This window comes from Roseivirga sp. (assembly GCF_049099775.1).
Classification (GTDB): Bacteria; Bacteroidota; Bacteroidia; order Cytophagales; family Cyclobacteriaceae; genus Roseivirga.
Genome location: NZ_JAGDZM010000013.1, coordinates 200,845 through 213,047 on the forward strand (window position 1 = coordinate 200,845; position 12,203 = coordinate 213,047).

Consider the following 12,203-nt stretch of genomic DNA (forward strand, 5'->3'; position numbering starts at 1 on the left):
TTGAGCGTTCGTTTTGCATATTTGTCCTGAATGAAAAAAATTGATAGACTAGTTTTTGGTTCCTTCATAGGCCCATTCTTATTGACACTAGTCGTGGTGGATTTTATTTTACTATTAGTTACCCTTCTTAAATACTTTGACCAAATAATGGGCAAGGGTTTAAGTGCGGCGACTTTTGCGGAATTGATCACCTATTTTTCAATTTCTAGTTCACCAGATGCCTTCCCTTTGGCAGTGCTGTTGAGTTCAATAATGACTTTCGGTAATCTTGGGGAGCACTCAGAGCTTACAGCAGTTAAAAGCTCAGGAATTTCATTGGTAAGAACCTTATTGCCAATCTTTCTCTTCGTGATCCTGCTAACTGGTTTTACTTATTATTCAAATACACAACTAGTACCGAAAACAAACCTAAAGACCTATAGCTTGCTTTGGGATATGAGGACGAAAAAACCTGCTCTAGACATTAAAGAGGGAGTTTTCTACACAGGTATTCCAGGGTACAGTATCAAGGTGAACGAAAAAATTGGAGATGAACAATTGAAAGATATCATCATCTACGATCACTCAAAATCAAACGTGCAGGGTAATACGGAAGTCATTTTAGCAGATTCTGGACGCATGTATTCCTTTATGAATCAAAGGTACCTAACGCTGGAGTTATATGATGGGACTAGATATCAGGAGAATATTAAAGAAAACTACGAAGACAAAATAGCCGGAGGACAATTTGTACGAGATGATTTTGCCTCAAGTAAAATGTCATTTGACCTGTCATCATTTGAAATGGGTGATACTGACGAGAACTTGTTTAGGAGAAGTCGAATTGTGCAAACAAGGAATCAACTGAAAACCGGAATTGATTCAATGCAAAGAGATATTCACAATCGTGAAGAGCAAATGTTCAGTTTTGTTGCGAATACCTTTAACTATCACTTTGTGAAAAATGCACCGGTTCCAGAGCAGATTTCTAAGCCTAAAGCATTTTATGATTCTATGCGACAAGTGAGAATAGATGCGAAAATGGCTAAGGTGGTTAAAAAAGATACCATTCAACTTTCGGACAATAAAGGAGAGGTAACGCAAGTAATTGCCCAGAATAAACAAGTACTACAAGATGAAAATGGACTTACTGATAGGGCGGTAGTGCAAAGTGCAAATGATAAGATAAACGCTAGAATAGAAGAACGGAGACGTGCCCAAGATAATAAGGCTGCCTATACGAAATATACATTTGCGGAAAATCTCAAACGATTCGATGAGTATTATAACCCAACGGATACCTTAGTAAGGCGAGACAATACAAGGTTAAGCTCTGCTTTGAGTTTTGGGATTAATAAGTCTCGATCAGCGCTCAATATTTTGAAAACAAGGTTGAATTCACTAGAAACCGTAAAACGAGATCAAAGAAAGTTCGTTGTAACAAAAAATCAACAGATATCGAGGTCTATGGCCTGTCTTATCATGTTCTTAATAGGAGCTCCGATAGGCGCCATTATTAAAAAAGGCGGACTCGGGCTTCCAGTTATAGTATCGGTGATCTTCTTTTTGATCTACTATGTATTTAATACAACTGGAGATAAGTGGGGAAAAGAGGGGGTTGTAGATCCTGCTATAGCCGTTTGGATTTCCAATGCAGTCTTATTACCCTTTGGTCTATTTTTTCTCCGTCAGGCCAGAAATGACGCAAGCCTTTTTGAGGTAGATTTCTATGCTAATTTGCTCAAAAGGTTCAAGAAGCCGTTTTCAAAGCGAAAAGAATTAAAAACAGCCTAGTTTGCTAGTTTTCAGTAATATCTCTACCTTTGCGGCTGTTTAATTATTAATCACATTTATTTTAGCTAAGCATGTATTTATCAAGCGAAAAGAAACAAGAGCTGTTTGAGAATCATGGTCGGTCAAAAGCAAAGACAGATACAGGATCTCCTGAATCTCAAATTTCACTTTTTACTTACCGTATCAATTATCTTACAGAACATTTAAAAAGTAACAAAAAAGATCACTCTACAAGATTAGGTCTTTTAAAGTTGGTAGGTAAAAGAAGACGATTGTTAGATTACCTTTATAACAGGGATATCGAAAGATATAGAGCAATCATCGCAGAATTGAAATTGAGAAAATAATATAACAGGGGATTCTTATGAATCCCCTTTTCCATTTCTAATTACACGCAGGTTGTAACGATTACCTGCTTTCTTATTTTATAAAAACACTATATGACAAAAGTTATAACAAAGTCCATCAAAATGCCCGATGGCGCTGAAATCACGATTGAAACGGGTAAACTAGCCAAACAAGCTGATGGTTCGGTAGTAGTAAGAATGGGCGACACCATGTTGCTAGCTACTGTAGTATCATCAACAAATGCCAAAGAAGATGTTGACTTTCTTCCATTATCAGTAGACTACCAAGAGAAGTTTGCTGGAGCCGGTAAAATACCTGGCGGATTCTTAAAAAGAGAAGGAAGACTATCAGACCACGAAGTACTCATCTGTCGATTGGTTGATAGAGCATTAAGACCACTCTTTCCGAGCGATTACCATGCAGATACGCAGGTAATGATCTCAATGATTTCTCACGACGAGAATGTAATGCCAGACTCACTGGCCGCACTAGCCGCATCGGCTGCACTTTCTGTATCTGATATTCCATTTAACGGACCTATTTCAGAAGTACGTGTAGTGAGACATGACGGAGAATTTAAAGTAAACCCAAGTAAGGCGATTACTGAAGAAGCTGACCTAGAAATAATTGTTGCTGCCGATAAGGACAACATTATGATGGTAGAAGGCGAAATGAACGAAGCGTCTGAAGCAGATATGCTTGAGGCAATGAAAGTAGCTCACGAAGCTATTCGCGTTCAGTGTAATGCTCAGATTGAACTTGCTGAAGAAGCTGGTACAACTGAAAAACGTGAATACGCTCACGAAAAAATTGATGATGCCCTTTTTGAAAAGATGAATTCTGAGCTTTATGACAAGCTTTACGCGTCTGTTTCAAAAGCAACGGCAGATAAATATGTAAGAAGTTCTGATGTTAGAGCTATCAAAGACGAATGGTTGGAAGCATTGCCTGAAGATCATGAGTATGACGGTTTCTTGATGAATCAGTTCTTTAAGAAAATTCATAAAAAAGCAGCGAGAGATTTCGTTCTCAACGATTCTAAGAGATTAGATGGTAGAGAATTTAATGAAATCAGACATATCGCTTGCGAAGTAGATTACTTGCCATCGGCACATGGATCTGCTTTGTTCACAAGAGGAGAAACGCAGTCATTAACATCATGTACTTTAGGTACTAAGTTAGATGAGCAAATGATTGACGGTGCTACAATGAACGGTTACAACAAGTTCATACTTCACTATAACTTCCCTGGCTTCTCTACAGGAGAAGTAAGACCAAATAGAGGTCCTGGAAGAAGAGAAGTAGGACATGGTAATCTAGCCATGAGAGCATTGAAAAAAGTGCTGCCTCCAACCGATAGTAATCCATATACAATGAGAATTGTATCTGATATATTAGAATCAAATGGTTCATCTTCTATGGCAACTGTTTGTGCTGGTTCACTAGCACTTATGGATACAGGAATTAACATTTCTGGTCCAGTTTCAGGGATTGCTATGGGTATGATCTCTGATGCTGAAACAGGTAAGTACGCTATCCTTTCAGATATACTTGGAGACGAAGATCACTTGGGTGATATGGACTTCAAAGTAACTGGTACTGCAAATGGTATTACTGCTTGTCAAATGGACATTAAAGTGGATGGTCTTTCTTACGAAGTATTAGAGCAGGCATTAAACCAAGCAAAAGAAGGTAGACTTCATATCCTTGGTAAAATGAACGAAGCTTTATCTGCTCCAAGAGAAGATTATAAAGCGCACGTGCCAAGAACTGAAAGATTCAAAATCGATAAAGATCAGATAGGTGCAGTAATTGGACCTGGTGGAAAAGTAATTCAGGAAATTCAAAAAGAAACTGGAGCAACAGTTAATATAGAAGAAGTTGATGACAAAGGCGTTGTTACTGTATTTGCAGTTAATAAAGATGCAATGTTAGCGGCTGTCGGACGTATTAAAACTATTGTGGCAGTTCCAGATGTAGGAGAAGTTTACGAAGGTAAAGTGAAATCGGTAATGCCATTTGGTGCATTTATCGAGTTTATGCCTGGTAAAGACGGACTACTACACATTTCTGAGATTAAGTGGGAACGTCTAGAGAAAATGGATGGCGTTTTAGAAGTAGGCGAAGAAATCAGTGTTAAGCTAATTGGCATTGACAAGAAGACTGGTAAATTCAGGCTTTCTAGAAAGGTATTATTACCGAAGCCAGAAAATAAATCTGAACAGAAGTAATACTTCGAGCGTTTGAAAGAGTAGGAACTATTCTACTCTTATTATTGTTTTGAACCGTTCCTAGCATAGGATAAACCCAAATTTTGAATGAGACAGCTTAAGATTAGTAAGCAAATTACCAACAGAGAATCACAGTCTCTCGATAAATATCTTCAGGAAATAGGCAAGGTGGATCTTTTGACCCCTGACGAAGAAGTAGATTTAGCGAAGAGAATCAGAGAAGGTGATCAACTTGCGTTGGAAAAATTAACTAAGGCTAACCTTCGTTTCGTTGTTTCTGTAGCAAAGCAGTATCAAAATCAAGGACTTTCATTAGGTGATTTAATTAATGAAGGAAACTTAGGTTTGATTAAAGCTGCACAGAGATTTGATGAAACACGTGGTTTTAAATTTATATCATACGCAGTTTGGTGGATTAGACAGTCAATTCTACAAGCATTGGCAGAACAGTCTCGTATTGTTCGTTTACCATTAAACAGAGTAGGCTCTTTAAATAAAATCTCTAAGACATTTTCAGAATTAGAGCAAAAATTTGAACGTGAACCATCTCCGGATGAATTAGCGGAAGTTTTAGAAGTAACTACCAAAGAAGTGGTAGATACAATGAAGATTTCTGGTCGTCACGTATCAATGGATGCTCCTTTCGTACAAGGTGAGGAAAATAGCTTACTCGACGTACTTGAAAATGATCAAGAGGAGAAGCCAGATACAGGATTGATGAATGATTCTCTTAGAAGAGAAGTGCAACGCGCACTTTCTACGCTAACGCAAAGAGAAGCAGACGTTATCACACTGTATTTCGGGTTGAACGGCGAACACTCTATGACTTTAGAAGAAATAGGTGAGAAGTTTAATCTGACAAGAGAGCGTGTAAGACAAATTAAAGAAAAGGCTATTAGAAGGTTGAGACATACCTCTAGAAGTAAAGCCTTAAAGCCTTATTTAGGTTAATTTTAATAATATTGGCAATAATTAAAAGGCCTTCGAAAGAGGGCCTTTTTTATTATCAGCTTTTCGGGAACAATTGGTTGCGAAAAAGTTGTTAGTGCCTTAGTTTTAAACAAAGTACTATTTTGGAAATGACTACAGAGAACGTAAAAGTATTAATCATAGGATCGGGCCCTGCAGGGTATACAGCAGCTATTTATGCCTCTAGAGCAGGTTTAACGCCTGTGCTCTATACTGGTGGACAGCCAGGAGGGCAGCTAACAACTACAAATGATGTAGAGAATTATCCCGGATACCCTGATGGAATCAATGGTCCGCAAATGATGGTTGACTTTCAGAAACAAGCTGAACGTTTTGGTACTGACCTTAGGTACGGTTTAGCCACTAAGGTGGACTTCTCTAGTTACCCTCACAAAGTATGGATTGATGACAAGCATGAAATAACCGCTGAATCTGTTATTATTTCAACAGGAGCAAGTGCAAAATATTTAGGATTAGAATCTGAACAAACATTTGCCAATAAGGGCGTTTCAGCCTGTGCAGTATGTGATGGATTCTTTTACAAAGGAAAGCAAGTAGCGGTAGTAGGAGCAGGAGATACAGCAGCAGAAGAAGCAACTTATTTGGCTAATCTTTGTCCGAAAGTTTACATGATTGTGAGAAGAGATGAAATGAGAGCTTCTAAAATCATGCAAGAAAGAGTATTAAATACACCAAATATTGAGGTGCTCTGGAATACTGAAACAGAGGAAATTCTTGGAGATGATACTGTAGGCGTAACCGGAGCTCGTTTAGTAAATAACAAAACTGGTGAGAAAAAAGAGATTGAAGTAAGTGGATTCTTTGTGGCCATTGGTCATAAACCGAATACAGATATTTTTAAGGGCTGGCTAGATATGGATGATACTGGCTATTTAGAAGTAAAGCCAGGAACATCTCACACCAATGTAGAAGGCGTTTTTGCTACAGGTGATGCAGCTGATAGAGTTTATAGACAAGCCGTAACAGCCGCTGGAACTGGTTGTATGGGAGCTTTAGACGCAGAGAGGTTCTTAGCCGCAAAAGAATTCGAGATGTCGGCTTCAGAAGCCACAGCTTAATAGAATAACAATACTAAGCCACAGCATTTGCCGTGGCTTTTTACTTTAACCAATCAATATGCTTAAACTAGATATATTGGCATTAGCCGCCCACCCTGACGATGTTGAGTTATCTTGTGCAGGAACTTTGGCAAAAGCCGTAATTGATGGTAAAAAAGCAGGTATTGTAGATTTTACTAAAGGAGAACTCGGAACTAGAGGCACTCCTGAGTTAAGAATGCAAGAATCGGCCGCATCAGCAGAAATACTTGGCCTTTCAGCTAGAGAAAATCTAGGCTTTAGAGACGGTTTCTTTGTCAATGACGAAGCACATCAATTAGAAGTGGTTAAAATGATCAGAAAATATCAACCTGATATCGTTTTGGCCAACGCAGTAGATGATAGACACCCCGACCATGGCAAAGCATCTCAGCTATCAAGACAGGCGTGTTTTCTATCTGGTTTAGTTAATGTTAAAACCGAACTTGATGGACTAAATCAAGCACCATGGAGACCTAGAGCTATTTATAACTATATACAGAGCATCCCACATGAGCCCGATTTTATAGTTGATGTCACTTCAACATGGGAAACTCGAATGAAGTCAATTTTCGCATTTAAATCTCAATTCCACGATCCTAATAGTGGAGAGCCTGAAACCTATATTTCTTCGCCTCAATTTATGAAAATGGTAGAGTCACGTGGTATTCATTACGGCCATGAAATAGGCGTTACTTATGGCGAAGGCTTCACCGTTGATCGCAAGCTTGGTATTCAAACGGTATTTGATTTGATCTAAGGCGCTAAGCGATCAATAGTCCAATCGTCAGCATCATTTTTCGTATAGATCAACCGGTCGTGCAAGCGGCTTTGTCTACCTTGCCAAAACTCAATGCTAATAGGTTCAATCCTATAACCACCCCAGAAATCGGGAAGTGGAACCTTACCTTCCTTAAACTTACGTTTCATTTCAGCCAGTTTCATTTCTAGAATAGACCTAGAACTGATGACTTTACTCTGTTCAGAAACCCACGCCCCAAGTTGACTGCCATGAGGTCGGCTACTAAAATATTTCAATGACTCTTTAGTGCTCACTTTAGTTACTAATCCTTGAATAGACACTTGCCTTTCCATTGCGTACCAAGGAAAGATTACAGACACTTTGTTGTTTTCCTCAATTTGTTTAGCCTTTCGACTTCCGTAATTAGTGTAAAAAACTATTCCTTCCGCCGACAAAGCCTTCATTAAGACTGTCCGTTGAAAAGGTTGGCCAGTGGTATCGGAAGTTGATAATACCATGGCATTGGGTTCTAATAGTTCACCATTTTGCGCCTCTTTAAACCACTTTTCAAATTGAATCATCGGATTATTATCAACGGATTCAATGTCTAATGAAGCCTGAGTATATTCTTTTCTGAGATCTGCAATCGATTGAGTCATGGTGCTTTCCTTATCGTACCCAAATATAACACTCAAACACACGAAAGTTTTTCAAATTCGTTAGGCAAAGTAAAAATGCCTTTATAATTTCCTTTTATACAAACTATGTTCGAATACGATAAAGACATACCAGACCCGCAACCAGGAGATTTCCTGATTTCAGAACCATTTCTAAATGACCCTAATTTTGAAAGGACTGTCATACTTATTTGTGAGCACAACGATCAAGGAACGTTTGGCTTAGTAATGAATAAGTTATCAGATCTTAAATTAGATGATGTACTGGAAGAGAAAATCATTCTGCCAACCTATTTGAATATTGGGGGACCAGTAGAGCAAAATACATTACATTTTGTGCACAGATTGAACAATCAAAAAGTAGAAGGCGCTATTGAATTGAACCATGGCCTTTATTGGAGTGGTGATTTTGAGCAAATAAAATTTCTTATCAACTCTAATTTGATCAGCGAAAACGATATACAGTTTTATTTGGGCTATTCAGGATGGGAAAAAGGTCAGTTAAGAAAAGAGCTGGATAAACAGTCTTGGTTCATCCGTAAGGGTGCAACTGCCCAAGAGGTGTTGGATATGGAGTCGGACTTTCTTTGGAAGTCAATCTTGGAAGGAATGGGAGGAAAGTACAAGGTGTTTTCAAATTACCCCGTAGACCCGCGGTTGAATTGATAGAATTGCTAAATTTGAATGTGTAACGGTGCGGTTAAAAGCCGATAGATCTAGAGCTATGAGTGAAGAACAGAATAAGAAGGATGTAGAACAAGAGGATAATCAACCTCAAATTGAAAATCAGAACGAAGAAGTAACGGCCAGCAAGGAAGAGGAGGTATCGCCTGAACCCTTAAAAGTTGTTGAAACTATTTCTTCAGAAGAGTCAGCGTCAGAAGCTGATGACTCAGTAACCCTAGAAGAAACTGAAACTCCTGCAACGGAAGTAACGGAACCAGAACCCGTAATTGAGACAGAAGAGGAAGAAAAAGAAGTTGAAACCACTGTTAGTGAAGTAGTCTCAGAAACTAATGAGCAAGAACACGAAGCAGCAGCTGAACAGAATTCTATTCCAACTGATGAAGAATCATCCGAGGCCACAACAGAACCTGAAGCTGAAGCAAGCGATGCATCAAATGACGAAGCTTCAGAAGAAGTTGAAAAAGTCGAAGAAGAGTTTGTACTACCTGATTACAGCACATTCACAAGAGAGCAGCTTGTAGACGCCATTGAGGCAGCTACTCAGCTTACCAATTTCTCTCAAATGGACTTAATCGTCGGAGGGACTGAATCGCTTTTCAAAGGAATGGAAAGTGCTATCCGAAAAGAAGCTGAAGAAAAGTACATTGCAGATGGTGGTACCGCTGAAGATTTTGAATTCAGGCATGATGCACTCTTTAATAGGTTCGACGCCTCATTAAGACAAATCAGAGATCGTAAATCCGCTTACTTCAAAGAACGTGAGGCTACTAAAACTAGGAACCTAGAAAAGAAACAAGAGCTCCTTGAAACCCTAAGAGAACTTGTTGACGGTGAAAATGCAACTACAAGTATTAAACCAATTAAAGAAATTCAAGAAGTCTGGAAAGCCATTGGTCCGGTGCCAAATCAGCAAGGAAAAACCCTATGGGCTAATTACAATGCGCTGCTCGATAGGTTCTATCACAATAGACATATCCTCTTTGAACTAAAAGACTTAGATCGTAAGAAAAATCATGCCGCTAAAACCATTCTTTGCGAAAAAGCTGAGGCACTAGGTACATTAGAAAATGTGAAAGATGCCATCATTCAATTGAATGAACTACACGAAGAATATAAGAAAATAGGTGCCGTACCGAGGGAAGTACAAGAGGCTCTCTGGCAACGTTTTAAAGCAGCTTCCGATGTAGTATATCGCAAGCGAAAAGACTTTTTAGAGCACCTGAAAGGTGACCTGAAAGAGAACTTGGTTAAAAAAGAAAAGTTGATTGAAGATTTAAACGTTTTTGGCTCTTTCGATTCCGATAGAATAAATGATTGGAATGCAAAAACAAAAGAGATACTCAACTTGCAGAAGTCTTGGGAAGCCATAGGCGGAGTACCAAGGGAGAAAGCAAAAGAAATGAATAAAGCTTTCTGGTCAGCGTTTAAAGGATTCTTCGCTAAGAAAAATGAGTTCTTTAAAAAGCTTGAATCCCTACGAAAAGTAAACCTCGAAAAGAAAGAAGAGCTTATAAAAGAAGCGATTACCCTTCAGGAAAGTACAGAATGGGATAAAACTGCAGAAAAATTAAAACAACTTCAGAATAAATGGAAAGAAGTTGGTCCAGTTCCAGAGAAGCAACGCAACGCCATATACGCCAGGTTTAAAGAAGCATGTGATACTTTCTTTAATAATAAGCGAAAGGAACATAACATGGCTGAAGCCTCTTATGTTGAAAACCAAGAAAAGAAGGAAGCAGTGTTAAAGGATATCTCTGAGAAAGCAGGCGGAGAAAGCCCAAGCGAGGACGAATTAATGGCCTTAATATCATCCTATAATGAACTTGGGTTTGTACCACGGGGTGCCATTAAGTCTATGGATGCTAAATTTCAAGGCGCAGTTAAAGGCTATATAGCTGCATTGAAATTAGATGAGTCGGATGCTGAAACGCTTATGCTAAAAGCTGAACTTTCTGGAGGCAATAGAGGTGAAGGTGCGGATAGAAGATTGCAGAAGAAAGAAGGCGCACTAAGACGTAAGATTAACGAGCTTGAGGATAATATCTCACTATGGAATAACAATTTGGCTTTCTTCGCCAATTCCAAGACTGCAGATAAATTGAAAGAAGAGTTTGACGTGAAAATAGAAACAGCTCAGAAAGAAGTTCAAACCCTTAAAAAGCAACTTAGAGTATTAAGAAGTATTTGATCTTCAATGGATTAAAAATACTTTGAAAAAATTGCTCAAAACAGCTTTGCAATTATAAATGACACTTATATATTTGCACTCGCTTTGAACGAAAAGCGATCAAGAAGCCTCCTTAGCTCAGATGGTAGAGCAACTGACTTGTAATCAGTAGGTCATTGGTTCGATCCCGATAGGAGGCTCACAAAAGGCAATCAGAAATGATTGCCTTTTTTATTTGCCCACCTCAATTCATACTTGAACACATCTTTTCATCACAAAGTTTGAGTTAGCGAATCATAATATAATTGACTTTTTCTGAGTTATATTATAAAATTTCAACCATATGATCTACCGACCAATTGCACTTCAGTTTTGTGTATTCCTTTTCTCTCTTTCCGTTTTCGCCCAGAAGTCGAAAGAAGTAGTAAATGTTCAAGATTTCGATAGGGAGCATGAACTAGAAAAGATTCTAACGACCATAAACATTAACGGTGAAATATGGCAAGCACATAACATGTCATCTAATGGTCAATATATTTTTGTTTTAAACGCTGACGAAGTACCACCAGTAAAATCATATCGTCTTTCCGATGGTGAATTCATGGGTGGATTTGCGAGCAAGGGTGGTGGCCCTGGAGAATTTCAAATGTTCAACCCATCTGGTTTTGGTATTCGTAAAGGTCAATTAATGATACAAGGTCTAAAATACGTCCGGATCTACGATATCGTGGACGGTAAAGAGAAAGTTGACCTTAAACTGTCATTTGAATTCAAAGCACCACCTGCTCTAGGTATTATTAATCAAGGCTTTTTTGTTGATGATAATACTTTGGCCGGGGCTGTTGAGTTTAAGCCAAAAGAATTTGTAACCTTTAATATCAGACCTGAAACCGAAGAAAATTATGAGCCGGATGGTGATTTTGGCGATTATCCAAGCCTGTATCCTGATATTCCCAATACGGCTTACCATCACTTATACGCTGGGATGTCGAGCTATTCCGGGGACGGTAGGTTTTTGGCTAAGGCGTATATGAATTTTCCAATGATAAGGCTCTTCGAATTACCAAGTGGAGCATATACAGATATTAATTTTGAAGCAAAGAATCAACAAGCATCTAAAATTGTAGCTGATAAAGCAGGAATGAGCATCAGAAACAGTTTTGGTCTATATAGTTACCAAGACAATGTTAAAATGAGTGAAAACTTGATAGTATCGCACTATAGAGAAAGCTTAGCAGAGAAGATTACGACTAATGGTGTCAGTAGCTATCAATGGATATCACAAGCCGAGCCCTTTTTACTAGTTTTTAATTTGAAGGGTAAATTATTGGCAAAATTATCTTTGCCGGATTGGTTTCAGTCATATACGCTTACTCCGGACGGTCGCATGATTGTTTTTCATCCCGAAATAGAGAATAAGTTGTTTATAACTGACCTTAAACAGTTTAAGTAAACTAGGCGCTTAGAAGGTACACTCATATGAAATTACTTATTCAAAGCACTCGTTTTGAA

At 38.5% G+C, this 12,203-nt stretch carries 10 protein-coding genes and 1 tRNA gene; 10 read left to right on the forward strand and 1 reads right to left on the reverse strand.

The window, feature by feature from the left end; translation table 11 throughout:
• Positions 1-30 precede the first annotated feature (30 nt).
• The 6 genes from JXQ92_RS18020 (at position 31) to bshB1 (ending at position 7,178) form a co-directional block, all read left to right on the forward strand.
• On the forward strand, positions 31-1,773 hold the full coding sequence (locus JXQ92_RS18020) for an LptF/LptG family permease (RefSeq protein ID WP_421988040.1): 1,743 nt from the start codon (positions 31-33) through the stop codon (positions 1,771-1,773).
• A gap of 71 nt (positions 1,774-1,844) precedes the next feature.
• A complete protein-coding gene (gene rpsO, locus JXQ92_RS18025) occupies positions 1,845-2,120 on the forward strand; it encodes a 30S ribosomal protein S15 (protein ID WP_421988041.1) in 276 nt (91 codons plus the stop codon).
• 93 nt (positions 2,121-2,213) lie between these two features.
• Positions 2,214-4,352 carry a polyribonucleotide nucleotidyltransferase gene (locus JXQ92_RS18030; RefSeq protein WP_421988042.1) on the forward strand — a complete coding sequence of 713 codons (2,139 nt, stop codon included), beginning with the start codon at positions 2,214-2,216 and terminating at the stop codon, positions 4,350-4,352.
• An 87-nt stretch (positions 4,353-4,439) separates the two neighbouring features.
• Positions 4,440-5,303, forward strand: coding sequence for a sigma-70 family RNA polymerase sigma factor (locus JXQ92_RS18035; RefSeq protein WP_069835977.1), 864 nt, complete (start codon positions 4,440-4,442; stop codon positions 5,301-5,303).
• A 128-nt stretch (positions 5,304-5,431) separates the two neighbouring features.
• Positions 5,432-6,400 (forward strand): thioredoxin-disulfide reductase, encoded by a 969-nt coding sequence (gene trxB, locus JXQ92_RS18040; RefSeq protein WP_421988155.1) that lies wholly within the window; start codon positions 5,432-5,434, stop codon positions 6,398-6,400.
• Between the two features lie 58 nt (positions 6,401-6,458).
• Positions 6,459-7,178, forward strand: a complete 720-nt coding sequence (gene bshB1 / locus JXQ92_RS18045; protein WP_421988043.1) for a bacillithiol biosynthesis deacetylase BshB1 — start codon at positions 6,459-6,461, stop codon at positions 7,176-7,178.
• Here the strand turns inward: bshB1 and pdxH are convergent.
• Positions 7,175-7,855: a pyridoxamine 5'-phosphate oxidase gene (pdxH, locus tag JXQ92_RS18050; RefSeq protein WP_421988044.1), complete on the reverse strand. Its 681-nt coding sequence runs from the start codon at positions 7,853-7,855 to the stop codon at positions 7,175-7,177. The genes bshB1 and pdxH overlap by 4 nt on opposite strands.
• 69 nt (positions 7,856-7,924) lie before the next feature.
• Between pdxH and JXQ92_RS18055 the strand changes: the two genes are divergently transcribed.
• From JXQ92_RS18055 to JXQ92_RS18070, 4 genes are all read left to right on the forward strand, one after another.
• Positions 7,925-8,503 carry a YqgE/AlgH family protein gene (locus tag JXQ92_RS18055; RefSeq protein ID WP_421988045.1) on the forward strand — a complete coding sequence of 193 codons (579 nt, stop codon included), beginning with the start codon at positions 7,925-7,927 and terminating at the stop codon, positions 8,501-8,503.
• A 58-nt stretch (positions 8,504-8,561) separates the two neighbouring features.
• Entirely contained in the window at positions 8,562-10,712 is a 2,151-nt protein-coding gene (locus JXQ92_RS18060; protein ID WP_421988046.1) for a DUF349 domain-containing protein, read from the forward strand.
• Positions 10,713-10,818: 106 nt separating this feature from the next.
• Positions 10,819-10,891 (forward strand) — tRNA-Thr (locus tag JXQ92_RS18065).
• A 143-nt stretch (positions 10,892-11,034) separates the two neighbouring features.
• Positions 11,035-12,144, forward strand: coding sequence for a hypothetical protein (locus JXQ92_RS18070; protein ID WP_421988047.1), 1,110 nt, complete (start codon positions 11,035-11,037; stop codon positions 12,142-12,144).
• Positions 12,145-12,203: the final 59 nt, after the last annotated feature.